Raw genomic sequence first — 24,751 nt, forward strand, 5'->3', positions numbered from 1 at the left:
TTCCTCCATTTATTAATTTGAACACCATTTCTGAACTTCACTATCTATAATCTCCTAATTTCAAATTCGCGATAGAATGGTAAACTCTCTATCCCTTATAAACTAATTGCATATCGTCTACCAATGTGGTCCCAGTCCCGTTCTCCACCTGCACGACAATTCTCAAGAACCTCGTGTCCTTAGAAGTCTGGAAACCTATTTCCTTATAAACCCAGTCACTTCCCGCGCTACTATTCGCATCGAGTTTAGTCGACTTCACCAATTGATTAGAGGCGGAATATTCATCAAGGCGAACGTAAGTTTTTCCCGACAGGTTTACATTTTTGAACCAAGAGCCATATACATAGTTTTTGAGAGGCTCAACCGGGATGTCAGTTTCGGTGTTAACGCTCGCAGTTCCTGCCTGTGGAGAGGAGAAAACTATCGTATAGTTGCCGTAGCCGTTATCGATATTACTATGACTGTCACCAGAAGATTGAATTTTCATGATTCCGCCATTCGTCCAATTAGATTGGCCTAATTCAAAGTCTGCGTTCCGAACGCCCGGACTTATTTTAATGCCGTCGAAATATGCGGAGCCCTTTGTCCCGGGATCCGCTACGATATCGACGGTCATCCACGAGGTCATACTGCTAGGACTAAACGATATACTTTTAAACTCCCATGTGTTTGTCCCTTTGCTGGACGATAAAAGTTTGCTCCCTGTACGTATTAACCCAAAGTAATAATGGTATTCCTTCCACGTAATATAAATATTACCTGATGCTGTATTGTCCATTAAATATCCAGACAAGGTGTATTGATCGCGGAATTTAACAGCGATCGGATAGCTGGACGTTGTGCTTGCTTGCGCCGTCGCTGTTGAAGATGAGAAGCCGAGACTAAACGTATCTTTGCTAATTGTCTGAGAGATCTGCATTTGATCGCCCAAATTCCAATTCATTCCTCCTAAGTTGAAATCTCCGTTCTCTAGAAGGTTGTATTGCAAGGAGGATCTAAGCAAGTTACCATTCCGGTCGAATGAGTTGCTTTTCAAGTGGCCAGTAGACAATCTGCTAGAAGCTAATCTGTTATTCGCATCATACTGATATTGAATTGAGCTTGTATTAAAATAAACGCTCAGGGAGGGTTTCGCAGTATTAAAATCCCCATTAACCGTGCCGAAGGTTGAATTCGAAGGATATAAACCGATCATAGTGATACCATTGCGATATGTATCAGCTACCATCCCTGATACATCCCAGGAATATTGGTCTCCTTTCGACCCGGGATTGTTTGCAATAATACGAGTCGTTTGGTTATTCATTGAATATTTTGGCCTACCCGTCGTACTGTTCTGGCTAACTGGTGTTGTAACTTGGCGGGCCCTAATATCATAATTATTACCATAGCTCATTAGCACGTTAACGAGAACGTAAGCATTTAGAATCGTTGCATTTCGGGGAATATTATTCGTGTAAAACGTGAGATAGGATTCGCACTGTTTGTTTGGATCCGTGGAGACAAGGAATCCATCATTGACAGTAGTACCATTCGTGCAGTAATAATATGAATTTGAATAGGTGATCCCCACCGTTGGATCGATGTGTATCGGGTACGATAGTCCAACTCCATCCCAAGTCAGTGAGATAAACGTCTTGTTCCCCTTCTTCTGCGTTTTCATCGCAACGTCCCTCTTGTTACCGTTGCTATCCTCTAGCCAGGCGGGGAGAAGACGAAGTGGCCCAGAATTAAGTTTCTGGTCCAGAGCACCTTTAACCTCGAATTCCAGTTGATTTGGTGCCTTAGCATCTTGAAGGTAAATGTCTTCTTTTACACCATCAGGTAATATTGACAAGGTCACAGTTGTGGATGGCCAAGCATTTTCGTATCGGATTACGCTCTTATCGTTATTGTCGATCGAACCGATCGATTTCTGCGTATTCTGTGGAGTGAAGGTTAGCTGGTCCTTACCAGAGCCTATCGTATATCCCTTGGAGAAGTTTTTGGGTAGTACTAGCTTATAAGGTACCTGCAGGGCATAAAAGGAGGTTTCTTCATTGGGGATTGATTTTTTCGCTTTGTCGGCATCTTTTCGTTTGCTCCTGGCCGTTTGGAACTCCTCTTGGATTTCACTGGAGACGGGCTTGTCTACTTGAGCTAAAGAATTCTCGTCCGTTGCCGACGTATTAATATCGTAATATTTCTGGTCATTTCCTATATAGTGAACAGCTGAGCCATAAATAACCGACTTGTACTGTCCGGGGATCGAAGTGGGATAAGATTTGCTATTGGGCGTCCGAAGTTCTGGAATGTCCTGTCTCTCATCGGCCACTCCCAAAATTGTTTTATCCTTCTCACTTGCCGCGTTCTGTTCGTATTCTGGCTGATTAGCATTCACTAATGTCGATCCTTGAATTAAATATAAACAAAGTACTATAAGTCCTATTAGTCGAAATCTACTCCGAGCCAACATTTTCAACTTCCTCTCAAATATAAGTTAAATTCCGTGTTAATCAAGCTCTCCTTAAAATGATGCTGTATTAAGTTTATCGATGGACCTTCCCCCTCTGTCAAAACCAAGTGAATAATACAAATTTCCATTACTTGATAATTATACATATTATGCTAATTGTAAAATACCTTACAAAATCAACTATATCTAGAATCTACGACAAACTTCTTCCTTCTAGCGATGTTTGTGTTTAGAATCATCTCTCTCACGATGGTGCTAATTTCAGCCTAAATGGGGTTGTTCATATCCGTCATGTAATCTGTTTGGCTCGTATCGTGACGACAGACATAACGTTCTCCAATGATGACGACTATGTATGCAATTTTGTGTCTCTGGAGCACAATGATTGAGAATTTGTGCTTTTTTCGATGACACAAATTTTCCTACATTAATAATAAAAAGCCTTATATTAAAGGCTTTTTCTTTAATCTTATTGTGGGCACATTTGTGTCGCTGGACATCGGATGACAAGAACTTATATCAGCCTGTGCTTAGAAAATAAATAAAAGCCGCAGTGGCTGCTGCGGCTCTTGGTTTTGTCAACTATTGATTGGTTGGTGTTCATTTGAGCGACCGCATATATTTATATGCTAACTCGCGTTTGTCTTCGTAGTCGTCTGCAAAGTTTTGAAGATCTGAATTAGTAAAAGAAGCGCTGATTCTGTAGGAATCTGCGTAGGTCGGGGTGGTCTTCTGCCTCCCAGCCGTACTGGCCAATGAATGCGTAGTCGTCGAGGAAATGCGTACCGCCTTCCCCATCCCCTTCCCACAGCCGCTAAGCTACCCTTGACCTTACCCTTCATTTAAAATAACTTGCCGTTATTTATGTTAAGGTTCCCTGCGCGATTCCAAAGAATCTTTAAGAAATTGAAGTGAATGATGACGAAATGAACTTGTTTTTAATTCGTCTATATGATCAAAAGTAACATCATCAATATTCGGAATATTTGATGGATCATACACGAAGAAAGATGATAAGCCGAACGTATCCAACAGAGCTATCAGTCTTGAATCGATTGATTGGGGGGCTCTTGGATTAGTAGATACCGGGAATACTAACAATGGTACCTTATATAAAATGGCAAAAACAGCCCCATGAAAAGCACTAGTAATAAAATACTTCGCGTGTTTTATGTACCCTACAAATTCCTTCGGACCAACTGCAGCTGCTCCATCAGTTGCAAGAGATATAATCTCGTATCCATACTTTTGTGAAAGTGCTTCAGCGTACTCCTGAATCACTGTAATATCTCGTAAATCATAAGTGAGTATATAGTCTTTTTCTGTCGGAGTAGCAGCTATAGCATCCCATTCTGTTATATCAAGAAGCATTACAGGATCCAATACATGAGTAACATCTCCATTGTACATTGCTGATACAAAAGGGATTGCACATTCTTCGCGAACAGAAACAAAGTTTAAGGAATTAACATATGGAGCAAGAATATTTTTTCGATCGTACTCTATCTCTGATCCTCCCATGCTAGCTGCGTATGCAATTTTCGTTTTTGATGCTGGAACAAAAGAAAGTGCCATACGGGGTAAAATGTCATCGGAAATAACCCATGGTAAACCCCATATTTGGTCGCTGCCACAAACAAAAATATCGTAATCATCAACACATTCTGTAATATCAGATACTGTATATAAGCGATCGCTGTGAGGAATGCTTTCGGAAAAAGTCCTAAATTGTTCAGCACATTTAGTACTTTCATATGTTTGTAAGGTGTATTCGTTTTGCCACTTGAATGTAATTTGCTCACAATGAAATCCTAACTTAGCTATAGCTTTTTGCAGTGCATAAGCTCCAAGTTGGCCACCGTAATTATAGTTTTTGTAATAAAGAGTAATAATTCCAACTCTTCTCATAACAAGCTCCATTCCTTCAGTGGGATGTGACGCGGATGTTCCGAATCATCTTATTTTCTCAGCGATCAATTTTACAACGTTTTCATAATATGATATTTCGTGTGGAACAAAGTTATCTTTGTTTATTATTTTATCAATACTTATTTTACTTTCTTCAATCATTTCATATCCTTCAACTCTAATTTGATCTAATTCACCCATCCAGAATTTATAGAAGGATTCAAATTCAGTCCTCACAATACCTGCTACTTCTTCCCTTTGAAGTAATGCTTCCTTGAGAATATTTTCACCTATGAATAAATAAACATTGGTAAGTTCCTTATCAATAAAGCCTGTTCTATTTACGCAATACTCGATAATTCCTAGTGGTATTAATTCTTGGATTGAAACATCAATTCCAATCTCTTCTTTAATCTCCCTTACTCCGTCCAACACAGTTTCGTGAGCCAATAAATGTCCAGCTGCGGTAATATCGAATAGGCTGGGGTAATCTTTTTTCATGGCACTTCGAAGTTGGAGATAAATATATCCTTTATCTTCTTTACTAATAAACCAGCAATGGAACGCTTCATGCCAATGCCCTAACTTATGGACTTCCTCACGAGTAGCAATGCCAATTTGATTTCGGTTATCATCGAATATCTTTAACATTTCATTCTCCATTATCATCAGGTCCTCTCTAATTAAACGCCTACACGTAACCACTCTGTAGGACTCTTTCTTACAAAATGCTTCTCGATAAACGCAAGGGCTTCATCATTTCCTGGTAAACTGACCCTTTCAATTGCTTCATTAATTGTGACCCATTCATATTCACTATGTTCATAGTTTAAAATTACATCTTGATCGTCATCGACATATCCCACAAAGACAGGTGCAACATAAATATAATTTTCTTTTGCTGAATAAAATTGATCGAACTTATTTGAAGTGAAAAGAGAAACTTTTGTAATGCCTGTTTCTTCACGAACTTCTCTTAAAGCAGCTTCCCACGCTTTTTCCCCTTCTTCAATGCCTCCACCAATATAGCACCAAGTATCCCTTAATACAGAAGAGGTCCGCTTTAGTAATAACACTTTGTAATCATATTGTGTTCTCTTTAGCAAGACTACTGCAACACCACTACACCTTAATGGAACTTCATAAAGCATTTCACTCACAATTCACAATCCTTTCCAATGAAGTGACCGAATGGACAAAAGTTAAATTCAAATCCATTCAGGTAGTCTCTACCATGAAGTTTAACCTATTTCCTACATATGGTATGTAAACTGCTTTTTTCGCATTTAAACTCCCTCTATGGGGAATCGCGTTTCTATTAAATGCTCTTTGAATAACAGCTTGTTCATCTAATATTGCACCCTCTTGTTTCTGAGCATGAATAATCGACAGTTTCTTTGTTCTAGATTTTCTTTTCCGAAACATCATCGGTACTGAACGTATTGGAATCCCCCGCCAACGACGGTGCCGACCGCAGACAGGGTTCTGTGTTGCTACATCATCATCGGGGCTAACAATATAAGTGCTTGTCACTATTCGGCAAACGATATAAGTTCTTGTCAATTGCTTTTTGTTAGCTTAAACCAACGTAATGAAAAGACCTCATACAATGTATACTGTATGAAGTCTTTTTTATCTGAATAATTTGTACCAGACCTTATTGTCTTATGCTTAGTATCCTATTGACCTGTAGCTTGGGACATCAAGTATTGAGCATCCCGGATCAGGAAATCAGCAGCTTCCGCCGAAATATGCTTACCTCTTTGAGCATTCACTTCATTCACCAAGGCAGTCAGAGCATTCGAATTCAACTTGCTTTGCAAGCTGTCAGCGATACCTGCATTATCAATCCATCCGGCATTCTTAAAGCTTGTTACCATGTCCTTCAGGGATTGAATACTGGTATTAGTTTGGAATACGATTTCTTTGGTGCTAATATTTCCTGCCAGATCACTTGCTGTTACGATAAGGGTATGTGAACCGAGCGGCAGCTTATAGAGCTGGATAGTTGCTCCTTGCTGCACATCCTTCCCATCCACTGTGACCGTGGTCTTGCTGGTGTCAACCCCGGAGAACTTATCATCCAGAGTAATAACAGGTGAAATATCCGTAGAATCGTTGTATGTGCCATTCACTACACCAGCAGTCGTAATCGTCGGACCAGTCAAATCCAATTTGAAGCTAATGGATTTCGTTGTTTCTACATTTCCCGAGTTGTCCGTCGAACGATAGCTAACCGAATACTGGCCGTCATTATTCAATGTGAATGGTGCCGTGTAAGTTTGCCATGTAGTCCTGCCATCCAGACTATACTCTGTTTTTGATGAATTATCATTTGTAGTTAAGCTGACTGTCACACCCGATGTATACCAGCCGTCATTGCCGTTTGGTGTTGTCGGATCTATTGCTGCTGTAGTTACTACAGGAGCAGTGTATGTCAATTGACCATCAGCTTGATTAATTAAGAGATCCTGTACTTCCCCAGACTGGAAATGTAACTTTATCACAAATTGAGGTAATGTTTTGTCATATTCCTGGTTAAAGAATTTGTCTGTCATTGTTATTGTATTAGCTGTATAGTCAACTTTGTATGCCTCGAAAGGTTTATAATTTGACCAACTCAATTCTCCAACATGCGGATATGAACCATCTACTTTCACAGCTTCTAAAGATCTAAGCTTTGAACCATTAAATTGTACAGGAATAACAAAATTTGATGTACTTCCTGTTACTGAACCTACAACTGGAGTTGAATATCTAATTAAATCAGTATCCCAATCAGCACCTGCTGAAAATTTAAAAGTCAAAGTAGCTTTAGTCCCATAACCATCAATCATTAGGTTGCTTACATAAGAACCTTTTAAAGTTACAGTACTATTGGCATAAGTATAATCTTGTCCTTCTACTAACTTAGTCGTTCCCTTATAAATTGAATTTAAGGTATTGCCATTTAAGATCACTGGTATATTAGCATCGCTATTCTTATCTTGATCTTTAATGAAAACTCTGTCTGATGCTGTATAAGAATTTCGTCCAGCCCAAGCACCTTTTAACGCTGCCATTAATTTTGGTTCTTTCCAAGTTAAGTTAATTCTATCTAGTGCTTGACCAGCATCCCAATACATCGGGGTTATTCCAGATACTTTATTAGCATAATAATTTATATATTCGAAATACTGCAGCCTGTCGCCTGGTTCACTATATTCATTGCCAGCCCAAGTCTCATCCTGTACAACCCCTATTCCTTTACTTACAAGCGCATTATAAGCACTATCAACATATTCCCTAACATTTGCCTTCGTTAATTCGTTGAAGCTATCATATCCAGCTATACCTTGATCGTAAAACCAGGCAGAATAACCATGAAAAGCTCCCATTATATTAGGATCGTTTAAATCCAGTATTGTTTTAGCCAAAGGCTCGGTCCATTGTGAACTGGAGTTATGCCATACAGGAGGCATAATCAACATACGAGTTGCGTTATTTCCACCTGTGGATCTGACAATATCATGGAAATGCTTATTAAGGTCTGCCATCCTCTGATTCACAATTGGCGCTTTTTCAGCTTTATCAGCATCAGTACCATATTGGTCATATATTTCGCCACTATGGTTCCTCGGCATAACCTCGTTCGTTGACTCAAAGCTTACCTTAGAATCAAAATCCTTAAAGGTATTAGCTAACTGAGTCCAAACAGCCTCAAATTTCGCCTTTGTTTCTCCATTATCATCATCTGCTTCATAATAACGCAACCAATCACTGTCATGATGTGTATTTACGATTACATAAAGGCCATCCTCAACTGCCCATTGAACAGCCTGGACATAACGCCCTAAAAAGTCTGGTTCAATTGTATAAGCTGGAGCTGCTCCTAAACGGGTGTTAACTGTTAAAGGTATACGTAAACTCTTGAAGCCTTGAGCTGCTATTGCATCTATTTGGGCTTTAGTCACACGTGGGTTTCCCCAAATTGTTTCATCTGAATATTCCCAGGCCCAATTATTAACAGCATCAAAGGTATTACCAAGATTCGTTCCTGGATACATGGCTGCTGCATACTGTGTGGATGCAGTTTGTGGAATTGGCTTAGGGCTTTCGTTATCCACTGTTTCTGCTTTAACCGTTAAAGCAGGTGTAACGAAGAAAGTTGTTAATGCTGCTGTACACGCCATAACCAGTAGCTTTTTGGTTTTTTTCATTGTTATGATCCTCCCTTAATTTTATTAATTGTACGATTGGTAGATTGTTATTATGTAGATGAACTGTTCTACCATTGTCTAATCCGAATATTGCTGGCAGCGCCTGTTAAACCTCCTTTCTTCATACAACTTCCGCACATCCCGATGGATAATGAGGGGCAGATCGGTAACTTCGTTTCGGCAGCCTTGGGGCGCAAAAAAAACTACTCTGACAGAGAGGACGAGCTGCCATTGCCGGTTGTAGCATAATTGCGTGTAAATTCATGGATTTGCTTCAGCATCACCACCTTAATTGGGAAGCGCTTTCATTCCCTGCTTTTCATTATACTGATTTGTACAAAAGCGACCTTGATTTTATAGTCAGAAACATAGCACAATAAGGACAATGCGACGACTGGTCGGGGGAAATACAAATCGTTGATAAACCCATCTCTTTTCAATGTTCAGAGTGCAGAACGAGTACCTGCGCCGAACTTCGTGGAAAGAAAATTCAGGTAAATTGCACATAAAAAAACCAATCACTTATTTCAATATAAGGCGCTGCAGCTTGCAATTCGAACTGATCGGTAATGTAAAATAGTTCTTGTTATTCCTCGGGAATGTTATCAAGTTCTTGTCATTTGGTTATGACAAGAACTTGATAACATAAAACAAAAAAGCCGCAGTTTATGCGACTTTTAATGTTACTATGTTCTTGTCACCCGACACTGGTTCCTTTTTTGTCGCTGGTGCCGCTGACACGGCAGCCGTATCTCGGCTGCCGTTCATTTTATTCACCAAATATTGCTTTTGCTAAGTTAAAGGCCGACCATGCCTTTGGCCATCCTGCATAGAAAGCTAAATGGGTAATCAATTCCACCATGTGGTTAAAAAACATTCTCCTAAACGGACATTTTGTTGAAAGTTTGAGAGATTAATAGATTCTATAATGCTGCCGGTAGCCATCTCTGATGACTGGATTATAGCCACCGGCTACAGCAGTTTGTCATGCCGAGAGAAGCAGAAGCAACAAGGCTACTGTCATAATGACGATTGTTCTACTTATTCTTATCGTCAAGATTGCGCTCCCTTTAATGTTTTCGGTTTGTCATCCTTATGCTGAATTTAGCTACCAATTGCCCCTTTGTGTCTGAAATAGCGTCTCTACATGGCTTGCAAGCATCTCAAGCGCAGGCTTTATGGAATTTGGCTCGAACAACATTGGGAATACGTCTGCGAACTCTTTAGAACGCTCATTAAGAATACCGTAATGATTAAAAAACATAGGATTTAACTGAAACGTTGCAGGCACGGAATTGGCCGTCTCCATCTCCATGACACGAAGCAATTCTTCTTGTTGTAACAGCGGCTTATCCATATAATTAAACCTCATACCCACCAGCGCATTGTAATTCGCGAAGCGCAACGCTTCCCCTTCGTTGTCGCCGGCCAGCGCCTTTAGCAATTCCACTGCCGCTGTCTTATTCTTCGATTCGGCAGATACCGCCAGCCCTGTCGTCAGCATTGTATTATGCCTCTTGCCATCAGCGAACAGTGGCATACGGGCGATTCGAAGATTGATATTATCATTCAGCAAGGCGTACAAGTCTGATGGCCTTCCGATTCCTAGCGCCTTTTGACCGCCCTTATTTGCCGCATTAGATCGCTGAACGCGCATATCCGAAACATATCGCTCGAAAGCGGCTACCGTCGAATCGCTGTCTAAATGCTCGATAAAATGCAAGCCGTCCTCAGAAGTATAAGCGCCACCCAATCCCTGAATGATAGGCTCGACCGCATCAAACTTATCGGGAATATCGGTAATGAAGCCATTCGAATTCAATTGTTGCGATGCTGAAACGAAATCGTCCCACGTCCAGCTTTCATGCGGTGCAGGTATATTGAGTTGTCCAAATATTTGTTCATCATAATATACAACCATCGGCTCGCTCTTGACAGGAATCATAATGGCCTTTCCGTTCACCCTAGTACGGTCGATTAGTTGTGCATATGCCCCATTCCACCCGGACAACTGCACGACAGGATCAAGGTTTTCCAACTCATTTGGGCCGGCGACCCATCGAGTCTGATACGGAACCACCTCGATAATGTCAGGCAACGGATCTGTAGGAATCGTGGAAGGCTCATCTGTTATGAAACTAATATCGATTAACTCAATGTCTAAATTAGGATTTTGAGTTTGAAAATCTCTTAACTTGTCATAAAGCGGTCCCTTAGAAGCTTCGTCAAGCTGATGTACGCGCCCGTTTCCAACTTTTGTGGGACTGACAATTGCTATTCGCAATTTGCCCGACAGACCCTCCTCTTCAACCATTAGGTTGGAATCGTTCTGACATGCCGATAACAGCAGCAGGACCATCGTGACAATCAAGGATGTTTTTAGCACTCTTTTCATCAAGATTCCTCCTATTAAATTTTGGCCTGTAAATACCATTCTGCTTGGGAAAACAATTGCAGAAAGAAGGATAAACCCTCCATTGTTCACCTCCAAAAGGATAGAACAAAGACCAGAACATTAAGTCTGGTCTTTGTTCTTTGTTCTTAGCTTTGATTAAGACGCCGATCAGACACAATCTTTTCGGCAAACTTGAACTGCATCAATGAAATACCACAAAAATTTATTAAATCCTGAATTACAAAACTCATTGCTGCAATATGCAGAAGTAGGTGTTGCATCTTGCGCATACAAGAGTTTTTTACATATTTATACTATTCAAACAGAGAAAAGGGGACAACCCTTCAAATGATATGTAATCTGTATGATGTCCTAATATTTGTAAGGTCATATTAAACGAACCTGGCAACGAGTGTGAAAGAAGTCGTTAACCATTTCGCCGTGGGTGCAGCTTTCATCACTCGTTTTTTCTTCGTTTACGCACCATAACGCATAAGAAAGTTAGATTTCAACAGCAAAAACCATTTCAAGCCATGGGAATCTCCTCTAGCAATGCGTGCCTACAGCTTTCTTTCTTGTTAATCGGCCGCAGATCTTCCACTTCCCATTTACCTTCCTTCCACGACCCGGTCGAGAATCGCTTCAATATCTCTATCGCTATTAACAAGTAGTTGTGACACGCTTCAGCTAGGCAAGGAACCTCTAACGACTAAACAACGTAATTCCTCTCACTTGGATACGAACGAAATGAAGAAGGCCGCCAGTTTTAATTCATGGCGGCCTTCTTGTCATCCCTTCATCCGAGCTATCAGCAGTGTCACCACATACTTGCGCGCATCCGCTGTCAACAATTGCAACCGGGATTGCTCCACCGCATCGACCGTATCGCCGCGTGTGAAGGTTACGGCCGAGCCGTCCAAATCCTCGCTGATGCCCACGATCCGATAACCATCGTTCAGCAATAAGTCAATCGCACGCTTCTCTTCGAGGAACGCCGCGTACGCGCTCATGGCCCAACACGCTCGGTCGTCTCCGCCGCTTTCGGAGGAACGTTCACGGTTTGGCCGAATCGGCTGCGCCGCAAGTACTGCCCGCTGCCCGGTATGCCGACGAATTGTTTGTCACGGACGACGAATTCGCCGCGCACGAGCACCGTCACTGGCTCTCCGATTACCTCCATTCCCTCGAATGCGTTATAGTCTACCCGCATATGATGCGTCTCCGCGGATAATGTCCGCTGCGCGTTCGGATCGAAGATGACAAGGTCTGCGTCGCTGCCGACGGCGATCGTCCCTTTCTTCGGGAACAGCCCGAAGAGCTTCGCACTGGCGGTCGATATGATATCGACGAATTGATTCACGGTTAAACGTCCCTTCGCTACGCCCTCCGAGAAGAGCAGACTGAATCGGTCTTCAATGGTCGGTCCGCCGTTGGGGATTTTGGAGAAGTCGCCAAGCCCCAGTTCCTTCTGCCCTTTGAAGTCGAATGAACACTGATCCGACCCTACGGCTTGCAACGAGCCGTTCCACAGCGCATCCCACAGGACAGCCTGATGATGCTTCTCCCGCAATGGAGGAGACCAGACATACTTCGCTCCTTCGAAGTTCGGCCTCTCTAGATAAGACACATCCAGCGTCAAATATTGCGGGCATGTCTCACCGTACACCCGTAAGCCTCTGCGCCTGGCTTCCGCAATCTTCTCTACCGCCTCAGCGCAAGTGACATGGACGACATAGAGCTGCGAATCCGCCAGTTCTGTCAAGCTAACCGCTCGTCCCGTCGCCTCGCCTTCCAGTACGGACGGTCGCGTGAGCGCGTGATAGATCGGATCGGTGTTCCCTTCCTCCAGCGCTTTGTCGATCAGATACGCAATCACATCGCCGTTCTCAGCGTGGACCATGACCAGCGCACCTTGCTGGCGAGCAAGCTGAAGCGTGCGAAGCAGGGTGCCGTCATCCGCCTGAAGCACATTCTTGTAAGCCATGAACACCTTGAGCGAGGTGATGCCTTCTTCTTCTATGATTTGCGGCAGCTCCAGCAGCACATTGTCGTTCACTTCGCCGACCATAAGATGAAAGCCATAATCGATCACGGCTTTGCCGGAAGCCTTGGCGTGCCACGCTGCCACGGACTCGTTCAGCGGCACTCCCTTGGTTGTAAGACAAAAATCGATGATCGTCGTCGTGCCGCCGAACGCCGCAGCGATCGTGCCGCTCTCGAAGTCATCCCGCGTCACGGTGCCGCCGAACGGCATATCCAAATGCGTGTGCGGATCAACGCCGCCAGGGAACAAATAGCAGCCGTCAGCATCGATCACCTCGGCGGCATCATCCGAAAGATCGGCACCGATGCTGGCAATGATGCCATTCTCGATCAGAATATCGCCTTTGTAGCTGTCCGTTGCAGTGACGACCGTACCGTTCTTTATCAGCTTCCTCATCGCTTACCTCGCCTCCATTCCCGCCTTGCCGGCATTCAGATTCGCCATCGTACGCACTCGATCATTCCAGCTCATAGGCGCTCCGGCCGGTTCCGCCTCCACCATCTCAATTGCGCCATCAACCGGGCAAACGATCGAACACAAGTTACAGCCGACGCAATCCTCCTCGCGCACCTGCAGATAAGGACCGCTCTCGCTCGTCAGTCGATCAATGCACTGATGCGACGTATCCTCGCAGGCGATATAGCACTTGTTGCAGTTGATGCACGTCTCCGTATTAATGCGAGCCACAACGCGGTAATTTAGATCCAGGTCGCCCCAATCGGAGTAGCGCGGAACCGCCTTGCCGACCAGTTCCTTAACAGAGGCAATTCCCTTATTGTCCAAGTAATGATTCAGTCCATCGATCATTTCCTCCACAATTCGGAAGCCGTGGTGCATCGCTGCCGTGCATATTTGTACCGCGCTGGCTCCCATCAACATGAACTCTGCGGCATCCTGCCAGGTCGCAATGCCGCCAATACCGGAGATGGGAACGCCGATATCCGAATGACGGGCGCATTCCGCGACCATATTGAGCGCAATTGGTTTCACCGCGGGTCCGCAGTAACCGCCATGCGCGCCTTTGCCCGCAACATGGGGAATGGTCTGCCATGAGTCCAGATCGACCCCGGCCAGCGAGTTGATCGTGTTAATCATGCTGATCGCATCTGCGCCGCCCAATACGGCATGACGGGCGGTCACCGTGATGTCTGTAATATTCGGCGTCAGCTTAACGATGACCGGCGTACGTGCCGCTTCCTTCGCCCACATCGTCTGCATCTCCACCAGATCGGGCTGCTGGCCCGAAGCTGAGCCCATTCCCCGTTCCGCCATTCCATGCGGACAACCGAAATTGAGCTCCAACCCGTCGACTCCGACATCCTCCACCCGCTTGACGATCTCATGCCACTTCTCCCGCTTGGGCTCCACCATCAAGGATACGACAAGCGCATGGTTCGGAAACTTCTTCTTCGTTTCATAAATTTCTCTCAGGTTGACCTCCAGAGGCCGATCGGTAATTAATTCGATATTGTTAAAGCCAGCGACGCGCTGTCCGCCGAAGTGTACCGCCGCGAATCGCGAGGAGGTATTGATGATCGGCTCTCCGAGTGTCTTCCATACGGCGCCGCCCCACCCTGCCTCGAAAGCGCGCTGCACCTGATAGCCCGTGTTGGTCGGCGGGGCAGAAGCCAACCAGAACGGATTCGGCGCTTCGATGTCTGCTAAGCTAACGCGTAAGTCAGCCATGCTTCCAACCCCTTTGCTTTCTTATTCAAAAAGAAGCTTGATCTAGGTAAAGTCTGCCTAAATCGCCGCATCCTCCTGCACTTCGACCACATCAGCTGCCGCTTCCGCTTCTGAATCCAGCAAGAAGAAGAGAGAGATGGCCTGCGCCGTACGCTTGCCCTGCTCAGCTGCAGAGACGACCATCGCTTCGCCTTGACCGGCTCCGAACACAATATCTCCACAGGCGTAAACCTTCGGATTGCTCGTTCGAAAGGTTGCGCGGTCAATCATCACTACCCCTCGATCATGCGTCAAGCCGAGCTTCTCAATCAGTTCAACGCGCCGCTTCTGGCCGATCGCTGTCACGACCGCATCGACAGGAATAAGGAACTCTGATCCTTCGATTGGAATCGGCATCCTGCGGCCATCTGTACCTGCTTCGGACAGCTGCATCCGCACACATTCCAAATGCGTGACCCGGCCTTGCTCATCGCCAATGATTCGCACTGGATTGGTCAGCCAGTTGAATTCAATGCCCTCTTGCTTGGCGAATTCGAATTCGAACGCATAGGCCGTCATCTCTGCCTTCGTCCGCCTGTACACGATCCGGACGTGCTCCGCGCCGAGCCGGACCGAACAGGTGGCCGCATCAATGGCTGTGTTGCCCGCGCCGATGACGGCAACGCGCGCTCCTGCCAGCTCCGGATAGGAATGCGTGTCCGATTTGGTGGACTCGACAAGACGGATTGCGTCATATACCCCTTTCAGCTGCTCGCCCTCAATGCTTAGAGGAGGCACTGTGCCCATCCCAGCAGAGAGTACGACGGCATCGTATTGCTGCAGCAGTTGCTCCACCGGGAGGTCATCTCCGACCTTCACGTTGGTTCGGATATCAACGCCAAGTCTTTCGACCTGCTCGACCTCCCATAAAGAGATCGACTGCGGCAGTCTGAACGAGACGATGCCGTGCGTATCCAGTCCTCCCGCCAGCGGTTTCGCCTCATAGACCGTTACGGCGAAGCCGTCTCGCGCCAGCTCTCTAGCCGCGGACAACCCGGCTGGGCCGCCGCCGATGACCGCGACGCGGCGGCCGTTCGCTGCGCCAGGTTGAAACAGCGGGCGGCCGTCTGCAATCGCCCAATCCGTCGCATACCGCTGCAGCTTGCCGATCATGATCGGTTTGGAAGCATGATTCAATACGCAGGCGCCTTCGCACAGCACCTCTGTTGGACAGACGCGCGCGCAGGTGGCGCCGACCGGATTGGCGTCCATAATCGTGGTTGCAGCCCCTTTGAGGTTATCGGTCGCTATCCGCTTAATGAAGGAAGGGATGTTAATGCCAGTTGGACAAGCGTTGATGCAAGGCGCATCGTAGCAATACAGACAGCGGTTCGATTCCTCGATCGCGGCTTTGTTCGTCAGTCCACATTCAACCTCTGCAAAATTACGAGCGATCATCTCAGGGTCTAGCCTACCATTCGGAGTGCGTCGTTCCATCCATGGATCCCTCCCATATGGATATGCAGCCTGCGCTGGTCAGACCGAGTCGTTAATCGAAGCTGGAGAGCTTGCCGTGCACAGCCGCAGAGCTGTCTTATATAGCAGTTCGCACCCAAGCGCAATATCTGCCTGCGAGGAGAACTCCTTCGGATTGTGGCTGATTCCTTCACGACATCGGACGAATATCATCCCGTAATCGCAGTAGGTGGACATCGCCAGCGAATCGTGGAACGGACCGCTCATCAGCTCCGGCAGAGTCAGCGCAAGTTCGGCGGCCGATTCGCGAATGGCGCTCTTGATACGCTCAGCGCAGTATCGCGGCTCGCTGTTCGTATCTACACGAATTTCGTACGTGAGCCCATTATCTTCCGCAGCTTCATCGATAAGCAGCCGCAGCTCTCGCTCCAGTCTGTCACGCCGGGCGAGATCGATATCGCGCAGGTCGATGGTGAAGCGTACATGCTCGGGGATAATATTCCGTGAGTCCGGAAAAACCTGCAAGGAACCGACCGTTCCGACCGTTGGCGCATGCGGGTCACGGCTAGCCAATTGTTGGAGACCCGTAATAATCCGTGCCGCCCCGGCAAGCGCATCCCGGCGCATCTGCATCGGCACCGATCCGGCATGACCGGCGAAGCCGTAGAGATCGACCGTCCACCAGATCGGGCCTGCGATTCCCGTCACAAGTCCTACTGGCGCGCCGAGCGCTTCCAGGACCGGGCCCTGCTCGATATGCAGCTCCAAGAATGCGCCTACCTTGCCCGGAGGGTAGACCGACTCCGCGAATCGGGCGGGGTCGCCGCCGAAGGCGATCAGTGCCTCCAACCGAGTGATTCCTTCCTTGTCCGTGCGAGCTAATTCCCCTTCCTCCAGCTGATTCAGTATTCCGCGAACGCCGAACAGTCCCTTATTAAATCGACAGCCCTCTTCATCGCAAAAGGCTGCTACCTCAATGGGAACAGCAGGCGTTATTCCCTGCTCGCGCATCGTCTGAAATGCCTCAAGCGCTCCGATAACGCCAATGATGCCGTCGAAGCGGCCGGCATAGGGCTGCGTGTCGATATGCGAGCCCATCATGACTGCCGGCGCAGCCGGATCAGCACCCTCGAAGCGGCCGATCAAATTACCGAACGCATCGATGCGGGTCGCAAGGCCTGCTTCCTCCATCCAGCTTTTCACGAGCAGAACCGCTTGTAGATCCTCTGGGGAAAGCGCCAGCCTGCACACGCCGGTTTCACTGATTTTGCCAATTTCGGCAAGTGCCATAATCCGTGCTTCCATTCGCTCTGAATGAATCGTAAATGCTTCCACGCTTATCCCTCCCAACCTGAATGTTCAAGCCTATTCCAGAGTGACAACCTAAAACTTCATCTATTCGGCTTCCTGCGCCATCACCTGCATGATCGTCTCCACGATGAAGGCTAGATCGTTATCGGTACACGACAGCGGAGGGCTGATCGTGAGCACATTGTTGAAGCCAGCTACCGTGTCGCCATTCTTGCCAATGATGAGACCCGAACGCTTGCAGGCGCCGATGATTCGCTTCACGACATCGGCACCTGCCGGCTCCTTCGTCGCTTGATCAGCAACCAGTTCTATGCCTAGCAGGAAGCCGAAGCTTCGGATGTCACCGACTAGCGGATGGCTTCGCAGAGGCTCCAACGCGTTTCGAAGCCGCGCGCCGAGCTCGAAGCTTCGCTCCACCAGACGTTCTCGCTCCATCAGCTTCAGGTTAGCCAAAGCCAGCGCGCATCCCGCTGGATTACCGCCGAAGGTGTTCACATGGCGCAGGTGGCTGTACATCTGAGGGTCCTTGAACGCTTCATAAATCTCCTTGCGCACAGCCGTTGCTGCCAGCGGCAGATAGCCGCTCGTCAGCCCTTTAGCCATTGTAATAATATCCGGCTTCACGCCATAATTCTGATGCCCGAATTTATACCCGGAACGTCCGAAGCCGCAGATGACCTCGTCGATGATGAGCAGCACGCCGTGTTTGCGGCAAGTGGCCTCGACGCGCGGCAGGTAAGCATCGTCCGGAACGATGACGCCGCCGCCCGTTATGGCCGGTTCCATAATGACACCAGCGATCGATTCCTTCCCTTCCCATACGATCGTCCGCTCAATCTCGTCAGCACATTGCCGGTTGAATGCTTCTATGCTGACGCCCTCCGGGCGGCGGTAGCTGTCCGGAGGAGAGACATGCAGGAAGCCGCTGGCTAGCGGTTCATACTTGTATTTGCGCTGCGCCTGACCGGTCGCCGCCAGCGCGCCTAGCGAGCTGCCGTGATAAGCACGGTAGCGCGAGATGAATTTATAGCGGTTGTGCTCGCCAATTTGCTCCTGGTATTGACGGGCGATTTTGAAGGCGACCTCATTCGCTTCCGAGCCGCTGTTGGAGAAGAACACCACGTATTCGCCTTCGAGCCACTCGCTGAGCTTCTCCGCTAGTTCAATTGCCGGCCGATGGCTCTGGGTCAGCGGATAATAGGGCAGCGTAGCGAGCTGCTGATATGCCGCCTCCGCCAGCTCCCGCCGACCGTAGCCGACATTGACGCACCACAGGCCGGACATCCCATCGAGGTACCGGTTGCCCTCGCTGTCCGTAATCCAAGCGCCTTGTGCTTCTGTTACAATCATTGGCCGGTCATTCTCGCTGTAGGGAGACATGCTGTGCCACAAATACTGGCGGTCTTTATCGGCCAGCGCCTTCGTATCGGTATCATCTACGCCGGGCATAACAGCTCAGCTCCTCTGCGGTTAGGAATAACGGGCAGTGATCATTTTCTTGCGCGTATAAAATTCGACGCCGTCGCGGCCGTTGGCATGCAGATCGCCATAGAAGGATTGTTTGTATCCGGAGAACGGGAAGAACGCCATCGGAGCAGGGACGCCGAGATTGACGCCGAGCATCCCTGCGTCGATCTCTTCCCGGAAGGTGCGAATCGCTCGCGCGCTGTCCGTATAGAGACAGGCACCGTTGGCGAAAACCGACTGATTGGCAATGGCGATGGCTTCTTCTAAACTTTTCACCCGTACAACAGCAAGCACAGGGGCGAAAATTTCGTCATTCCAGATCGTCATCCCCGGCTTCACCCGGTCGAAGATCGTCGGGCCGACGAAGTAGCCTGCATCCCCTGCCGTTGCCGCATCAAGCCGGCCGTCTCGGACGAGCTCGGCCTGCTCCGCCATACCAAGTTCGATATAGTGGAGCGTGCGCGCCTTGTTGGACGCCCGTATGACTGGTCCAAGGAATACGCCCTCCTCCATCCCGTTCCCGATCGTAATAGCGTCTGCCGCTTCCACCAACTTCGCAACAAGCGTATCCGCAATTTCATCGACCGCCGCAACAACCGAGCAGGCCATGCAACGCTCCCCGGCAGAGCCGAAGGCGGCAGTCGTAATATTGCGTACCGCATTGTCCAGATCGGCATCGGCGAGCACGATGGAATGATTTTTGGCCCCTGCGAGCGCTTGCACTCGTTTGCCGTTCGTGGTGCCGGTCTTGTACACATATTCCGCGACGGGCTGAGAACCAACGAAGGAGATCGCCTGCACATCGGGATGTTCCAGCATGGCGTTCACGACGGCATGCGCCCCATTCACGACAGTGAGCACTCCCGGCGGGAAGCCGGATTCAACGAACAGCTCCGCCAATCGGCCTGCCAGCAGCGGGGTACGCTCAGATGGTTTAAGCACGAACGTGTTGCCGCAGGCAATTGCGAGCGGGAACATCCAGCACGGCACCATCATGGGGAAATTAAAAGGCGTAATACCTGCTATTACGCCGAGCGGATAGCGGTACATGCCGGATTCAATGCCCGAGGCGATGTCCGGCAGCTGGCTTCCCATCAAGAGTGTCGGCGCACCTGCGGCAAATTCGACGCATTCAATCCCCCGTTGGACCTCGCCGAGCGCTTCCTCCAAGCTTTTGCCGTTCTCTCTCGTAATGAGTGCGGCGAGCTCTTCGATATGCTCAGAGAGAAGCTGTTGATACCGGAACAGATAGCGCGCCCGCTTCGGCGCGGCGACCTTGCGCCACTCTCCGAACGCCCGCGCCGCCGCCGCCACCGCCTCATCTAGTTCGTCCGCCGTCGACAATGGCACTTGTGCGATGATCTCTCCTGTCGCCGGATTGTACACATCCTCGTACACCGAGGCGCGGGATTCCACCCATACGCCTCCGATCATATTGCGAAGCTTCAACGGTTGTTCGGTCAGCGCCATCGCAGCCTCTCCTTTCGCATCCCCATTCTTGCGAGATCCGGGCAGCGCCTCTGACGTTTAACAGAGGACGCCGCTCCCGAATCGCGCTTACCAGCGGTTATGATAGTTGTCTACTTTAACTTATGTCGGATAAAGCGCCTACTTGCCCGCCATCTCAACTATCTCTGTTGTATAGGCCGTGGCAAGATCGGCCGGCTGCTTGATAACGCCGAACTGAAGAGCGATATCCGCCGTCTGCTTAAATTTCGCTTCGTCGATGACGCCAAGCTTGGCAAGGTCGAAGCCTTCCGGTGCGACGAGCTTGGCGACCTCCTTCATCATTGTCACTTGGTGATCGCGCGTCGTTGATCCTTCCTCCGCGACCTTCATGACACTGTCGACAGCCGCATCCGGATCTGCGATCGCATCCTTCCAGCCTTTGAGCGATGCGCGGACAAATTTCACCGCCGTCTCCTTGTTAGCTGCCAGCCAATCTTGGTTCGCGAACAAATTGTCCTCCAGCATCGCAACGCCTTCCTTATTCATGTCGATGATCGATAGCTCTTCTGCCTTAATGCCCTGCTCCAGCACGACCGGATATTCGTTGTAGGTCATCGCGGATGACGCATCAAGCTGCCCGCCCAGAAATTGGTCCATCGTAAAGCCCTGCTTGACAAAGGAGAGATCCTTGTTCGGATCAAGTTTATACTTGTCGAACAGCGCGAGTATCTCAAACTCGTTGCCGCCCATCCAGTTGCCGACTTTCTTGCCTGCAAGGTCCGCAGGCGTCTCGATTCCCGCTGACTTCTTGGACACGAGCACCAGACCGCTTTGCTGATACACCTGTGCAATTTCGACGATCGGAAGCCCTGCCTCCTGGCTTGCCAGCAAGCTGGCGACCCAGTCAACTCCGATATCCGCAGCGCCATTCGCTACTTGCTGCTCCGGCACGATATCCGGTCCGCCAGGCACAATTTCCACTTCAAGTCCCTCGTCTGCGTAATAGCCTTTGTCCTGCGCTAAGTAATAGCCGGCGAATTGGGCCTGCGGTACCCACTTCAGCTGCAGCTTCACCGTTACCGGATCTGATGCTTTGCCGCCCTCGCCGTCTTCCCTGCTAGTGTCATTGTCTCCACAGGCTGCAAGCAGTCCAAGGAGCGCTATCATGCTCCAAGCCAATATGGTCCTCTGCAAGTTTCCTCTTCTTTTCTCCATCTCCTACCCTCTCCTTATCGACGGCAAATGTACCTCGCAGTTCCCTGGAGGGGACCTGCGGGGATTCTATATAAACCGTACCTCGGACTAATCCCGCTGCGATGGATGCCAGCGTAACGCCAGACGCTCTAGTGATTCAACGAGCAGATAGAACAAAACGCCTGCGGCAGCGGCAATGACGATGCAGGACCAGCCGAGCGGCATACGGGCGATTTTGATAGAGTTGGAGAGCAGATAACCAAGCCCCTTCGAGGAGAAGAAAAATTCTCCGACGATAGCGCCGATCATGCTTGCCGTCGTGCAGATCTTGAACGAAGTGGCAATATAGGGGAGGCTCGCGGGAAGACGCAGATACAGGAATATCTCTCGTTTACTCGCGGCATAGCTGTGCATTAAATCGATAGCGAGCGGGTCGATGCTGCGCATCCCCTTATGCGCGTTGATTGCCATGACTGCCATCGTGCCGATCGCCACAACAGCTGAGCGCGAACCGATGCCGCCGCCGAACCACAGGTTCATAATGGGCGCAAGCGCCACAATCGGAACGGCGTTCAACGCAGCAGCTAGCACGATCCCCGGTGCGCCCCATCTTGGCCATGCGGTTGCTGCCAGTGCGACCCCAAATCCAGCTGCTGCACCAGCCAGCAGGCCAATCACAGCTTCGGTCAGCGTATAAGCCGCATAATCGAGCAGCAGCGCAGCATTGTCGCTTATCGCAGAGGCGATAACGGACGGCAGCGGAAGCTGATAGGTGTGCAAACCCAGCAGCCGGTGCAGCGCCTCCAACTGCCAAAGTGTCAGCAGCAGCACGAAAGCTAGCAGTGGAATGGCTATGCGTTGGGCAGCCGAAGCCGATCCATTCAGCCAGCCGCGATTGTTGGAGGATTGAAGCGGCAGCCGTGCAAGGGGCGTCTCGTACACGATTGCTGATTGTTCGGATTCGCCAGCGGATGGCAGCTCCATCAGGCTCCTCCCCCTTTAACGCGAAATTCAGGCTGCCACGGCGTAAACAGACGCTCCGCTGCGCTGATTATGCCGTACGCAAGTATGCCAAGCATTGCGCCAAGCGCGACCGTCGACCAGAACAAGTACACATGAGACGGGCCATAATAGAGATTGCGGAGCATAATGACGCCTACTCCGTGCTGTGCCCCCATCAGCTCCACCAGAATCGCACCGGTTACGGCAAGCGGCGCGGCGATTTTTAATCCGGTGAACAAGCCTGGCAGCGCGGCCGGGATACGGAGCTTCCAATAGCACGCAACAGATCCGGCGCCATAAGCATGCATCAAAGACAATGCTGACGGAGAGACGCTGCGGAGCCCGCATAGCATATTGAGCGCGACTGGGAAGAAGGTGATATAGCCTGCGATCAGCATACGAGCGGCAGCTTCATCGCGGACGATCCCATATAGAATTGGCGCAAGTCCCAATATGGGGATCATCTGAGAGGCAATCGCATATGGGAAAGCCAGTTGCTCCATCCAGCGGGACATACTCATGAACAACGCTAGCGCGGCCCCTGCCAGACCGCCCAGCGCGAACCCGATCCCTGCATTAGCGAAGGTCGTTCGCCCTTCCCGCCATAGCGAAGGCCAATAATCGATGAAAGCCTCCAATACCCGGTGGAGATAAGGCAGCTTCGATTGTGCCAATGGAACATGTGCCGACACAAGCAGCCAAGAGGTCAATTCCCATATCGTCACCACAGCAAGCAGCCAGACGAGGATCGGGAGTGAATCGACCGCCTTCCGAATGCGGATTGATTTCCATATGCTGTCCTCCATCCGCTCACCATCCTTCGAAGCTGTGGCGGATTTGGGCAATGAGCCGGAAGTACATTTCGCTCCCGCGCACCTCAGCCGTGCGGGGTCTTGGAAGCGTAATGTCAACGACTGCCGACAGACGGCCCGGATGCGGCGAGAGGACGAATACCCGGTCGGATAGGAACACCGCTTCGGGGATGCTATGCGTGACGAAGACGACGGTGCTGCCCACCTTGCTCCAGATCGACAGCAGCTCCTCGTTCAGTCGCTCCCGCGCGAATTCATCCAGCGCCGAGAACGGCTCATCCATGAGCAGAATTTCCGGCTCCATAGACAACGCCCTCGCAATGGCGACACGCTGCTGCATGCCGCCGGATAGCTGCCACGGATAATGGTCAGCGAACCTCGAGAGCCCGACCAGTTCGAGCAGCTCATCAGCGCGCCTCTTGCGAAGCGGCTTGGGCATGCCCGCAAGCTCTAGCGGGAGCATGACATTGTGACGTACCTTTCGCCAATCGTACAAGGTGGGATGCTGGAAGACGATGCCATACTTACGTGCAAGCCGCGCTTCTCTGGCTGTGTCGCCCGCGACCGTTATCGTCCCGCTCGTAGGCTGAATGAGATCTGCCATCAGACGGAGCAGCGTCGTTTTGCCGCAGCCTGACGGTCCTAGCAGCGAGACGAACTCGCCCTTCTGAATCTGGAGACTTACCTGCTGCAGGGCCAGATCATCCGAGGATGCCTGATATCGCATGCTGACATTGGTAAGCTCGATTTCTGATTGAATCACCGAGTCCGGGATTGTAGATACGACTGCCATCAGCACCCCTCCTACGCCGCATTAGTTTAATCAGCCTAATATTCGATTGTTGCAATAAGTACGATCTTGCCGTTGGGTTGCGATTTAGACATCCGGATGGATAAAGCGGGAAGTGGAAGAGTAGGTTGTTTCTTATGCGTGGAGTCAAGCATTGTTCAAGCAAAAATAATCGGCATCGATTTTATGTATGACAACAAGCTCATTTGCAATGCCGTCCTGCATATTTGGTAGGTGTCCGAAAAGCGAGTTCTCAATATAATCGGTTCAAGCATGAGGTGTAATTTGAAGGTGTTCAGCCAATTCTCTAGGCGAGGTATAATCCCGATCTGGGAAACCCATGATCGATAACATCAATTAGTGATATGGAGGTGTAATCCCTTTACTTCTAGCAGCCTCTCGCTGAAACGAATAAGCTTTCGTATCTGATATCGAAAAAAAGCCAACTGCTCATAGAACATGTTTTGGTAATCGTCCTTTCATTCTCCCTACCCCCTCGTGATGAAGGCCCTCTCTCTCCCTCATTGATATAAAAACTATGTCATGTTTCATTACATAAGTCAACTTCAATCCTTCGACTGCAG

At 49.0% G+C, this 24,751-nt stretch carries 17 protein-coding genes; all 17 read right to left on the bottom strand.

Annotated elements, in window-relative coordinates; all coding sequences use genetic code 11:
- Window positions 1-88: 88 nt before the first annotated feature.
- The gene (locus SBI19_RS09185; RefSeq protein WP_317967252.1) at window positions 89-2,380 is read right to left on the bottom strand and encodes a hypothetical protein; all 2,292 of its coding nucleotides are present in this window, start codon (window positions 2,378-2,380) and stop codon (window positions 89-91) included.
- A 942-nt stretch (window positions 2,381-3,322) separates the two neighbouring features.
- Window positions 3,323-4,363, bottom strand: a complete 1,041-nt coding sequence (locus tag SBI19_RS09190) for a polysaccharide pyruvyl transferase family protein (RefSeq protein ID WP_317967253.1) — start codon at window positions 4,361-4,363, stop codon at window positions 3,323-3,325.
- Between the two features lie 45 nt (window positions 4,364-4,408).
- Window positions 4,409-5,026 (bottom strand): NUDIX hydrolase, encoded by a 618-nt coding sequence (locus SBI19_RS09195; RefSeq protein WP_317967254.1) that lies wholly within the window; start codon window positions 5,024-5,026, stop codon window positions 4,409-4,411.
- 20 nt (window positions 5,027-5,046) lie between these two features.
- Window positions 5,047-5,514, bottom strand: coding sequence for an NUDIX hydrolase (locus tag SBI19_RS09200; protein ID WP_317967322.1), 468 nt, complete (start codon window positions 5,512-5,514; stop codon window positions 5,047-5,049).
- 528 nt (window positions 5,515-6,042) lie between these two features.
- A complete protein-coding gene (locus SBI19_RS09205; RefSeq protein WP_317967255.1) occupies window positions 6,043-8,562 on the bottom strand; it encodes a cellulase family glycosylhydrolase in 2,520 nt (839 codons plus the stop codon).
- Window positions 8,563-9,670: 1,108 nt separating this feature from the next.
- Window positions 9,671-10,957: an ABC transporter substrate-binding protein gene (locus SBI19_RS09215; protein ID WP_317967256.1), complete on the bottom strand. Its 1,287-nt coding sequence runs from the start codon at window positions 10,955-10,957 to the stop codon at window positions 9,671-9,673.
- Window positions 10,958-11,745: 788 nt separating this feature from the next.
- Complete coding sequence (locus SBI19_RS09220) at window positions 11,746-11,967, bottom strand: hypothetical protein (protein ID WP_317967257.1); 222 nt, start codon at window positions 11,965-11,967, stop codon at window positions 11,746-11,748.
- Window positions 11,964-13,397, bottom strand: a complete 1,434-nt coding sequence (gene hydA, locus SBI19_RS09225) for a dihydropyrimidinase (protein ID WP_317967259.1) — start codon at window positions 13,395-13,397, stop codon at window positions 11,964-11,966. The genes SBI19_RS09220 and hydA overlap by 4 nt, the downstream gene beginning before the upstream one ends.
- Window positions 13,398-13,400: 3 nt before the next feature.
- Window positions 13,401-14,687, bottom strand: a complete 1,287-nt coding sequence (gene preA, locus SBI19_RS09230; protein WP_317967261.1) for an NAD-dependent dihydropyrimidine dehydrogenase subunit PreA — start codon at window positions 14,685-14,687, stop codon at window positions 13,401-13,403.
- A gap of 57 nt (window positions 14,688-14,744) precedes the next feature.
- Window positions 14,745-16,163, bottom strand: a complete 1,419-nt coding sequence (locus SBI19_RS09235) for an NAD(P)-dependent oxidoreductase (protein WP_317967263.1) — start codon at window positions 16,161-16,163, stop codon at window positions 14,745-14,747.
- Window positions 16,164-16,202: 39 nt separating this feature from the next.
- Complete coding sequence (locus SBI19_RS09240; protein WP_317967324.1) at window positions 16,203-17,483, bottom strand: M20 family metallo-hydrolase; 1,281 nt, start codon at window positions 17,481-17,483, stop codon at window positions 16,203-16,205.
- Window positions 17,484-17,537: 54 nt separating this feature from the next.
- Complete coding sequence (locus SBI19_RS09245; RefSeq protein WP_317967264.1) at window positions 17,538-18,902, bottom strand: aspartate aminotransferase family protein; 1,365 nt, start codon at window positions 18,900-18,902, stop codon at window positions 17,538-17,540.
- Between the two features lie 21 nt (window positions 18,903-18,923).
- Window positions 18,924-20,390, bottom strand: coding sequence for a CoA-acylating methylmalonate-semialdehyde dehydrogenase (locus SBI19_RS09250; protein WP_317967265.1), 1,467 nt, complete (start codon window positions 20,388-20,390; stop codon window positions 18,924-18,926).
- A gap of 138 nt (window positions 20,391-20,528) precedes the next feature.
- Complete coding sequence (locus SBI19_RS09255) at window positions 20,529-21,584, bottom strand: ABC transporter substrate-binding protein (protein ID WP_317967267.1); 1,056 nt, start codon at window positions 21,582-21,584, stop codon at window positions 20,529-20,531.
- A gap of 87 nt (window positions 21,585-21,671) precedes the next feature.
- Window positions 21,672-22,547: an ABC transporter permease gene (locus SBI19_RS09260; protein ID WP_317967269.1), complete on the bottom strand. Its 876-nt coding sequence runs from the start codon at window positions 22,545-22,547 to the stop codon at window positions 21,672-21,674.
- Window positions 22,547-23,371 carry an ABC transporter permease gene (locus SBI19_RS09265; protein ID WP_317967271.1) on the bottom strand — a complete coding sequence of 275 codons (825 nt, stop codon included), beginning with the start codon at window positions 23,369-23,371 and terminating at the stop codon, window positions 22,547-22,549. Before SBI19_RS09265 ends, SBI19_RS09260 begins: the two co-directional genes overlap by 1 nt.
- Before the next feature lie 4 nt (window positions 23,372-23,375).
- Window positions 23,376-24,170 carry an ABC transporter ATP-binding protein gene (locus SBI19_RS09270; protein WP_317967273.1) on the bottom strand — a complete coding sequence of 265 codons (795 nt, stop codon included), beginning with the start codon at window positions 24,168-24,170 and terminating at the stop codon, window positions 23,376-23,378.
- Window positions 24,171-24,751: the final 581 nt, after the last annotated feature.

This window comes from Paenibacillus sp. CCS19, from assembly GCF_033239625.1.
Classification (GTDB): Bacteria; Bacillota; Bacilli; order Paenibacillales; family Paenibacillaceae; genus Paenibacillus_T.

What these genes read in the sequence shown, in the direction of transcription:
- SBI19_RS09190 (WP_317967253.1), bottom strand. Translation starts at nt 4,363, where the DNA reads ATGAGAAGAGTTGGAATTATTACTCTTTATTACAAAAACTATAATTAC.
- SBI19_RS09235 (WP_317967263.1), bottom strand. Translation starts at nt 16,163, where the DNA reads ATGGAACGACGCACTCCGAATGGTAGGCTAGACCCTGAGATGATCGCT.
- SBI19_RS09260 (WP_317967269.1), bottom strand. Translation starts at nt 22,547, where the DNA reads ATGGAGCTGCCATCCGCTGGCGAATCCGAACAATCAGCAATCGTGTAC.
- SBI19_RS09250 (WP_317967265.1), bottom strand. Translation starts at nt 20,390, where the DNA reads ATGGCGCTGACCGAACAACCGTTGAAGCTTCGCAATATGATCGGAGGC.
- SBI19_RS09215 (WP_317967256.1), bottom strand. Translation starts at nt 10,957, where the DNA reads ATGAAAAGAGTGCTAAAAACATCCTTGATTGTCACGATGGTCCTGCTG.
- SBI19_RS09195 (WP_317967254.1), bottom strand. Translation starts at nt 5,026, where the DNA reads ATGGAGAATGAAATGTTAAAGATATTCGATGATAACCGAAATCAAATT.
- SBI19_RS09200 (WP_317967322.1), bottom strand. Translation starts at nt 5,514, where the DNA reads ATGCTTTATGAAGTTCCATTAAGGTGTAGTGGTGTTGCAGTAGTCTTG.
- SBI19_RS09220 (WP_317967257.1), bottom strand. Translation starts at nt 11,967, where the DNA reads ATGAGCGCGTACGCGGCGTTCCTCGAAGAGAAGCGTGCGATTGACTTA.
- SBI19_RS09205 (WP_317967255.1), bottom strand. Translation starts at nt 8,562, where the DNA reads ATGAAAAAAACCAAAAAGCTACTGGTTATGGCGTGTACAGCAGCATTA.
- SBI19_RS09245 (WP_317967264.1), bottom strand. Translation starts at nt 18,902, where the DNA reads ATGCCCGGCGTAGATGATACCGATACGAAGGCGCTGGCCGATAAAGAC.
- hydA (WP_317967259.1), bottom strand. Translation starts at nt 13,397, where the DNA reads ATGAGGAAGCTGATAAAGAACGGTACGGTCGTCACTGCAACGGACAGC.
- SBI19_RS09265 (WP_317967271.1), bottom strand. Translation starts at nt 23,371, where the DNA reads ATGGAGGACAGCATATGGAAATCAATCCGCATTCGGAAGGCGGTCGAT.
- SBI19_RS09255 (WP_317967267.1), bottom strand. Translation starts at nt 21,584, where the DNA reads ATGGAGAAAAGAAGAGGAAACTTGCAGAGGACCATATTGGCTTGGAGC.
- SBI19_RS09270 (WP_317967273.1), bottom strand. Translation starts at nt 24,170, where the DNA reads ATGGCAGTCGTATCTACAATCCCGGACTCGGTGATTCAATCAGAAATC.
- preA (WP_317967261.1), bottom strand. Translation starts at nt 14,687, where the DNA reads ATGGCTGACTTACGCGTTAGCTTAGCAGACATCGAAGCGCCGAATCCG.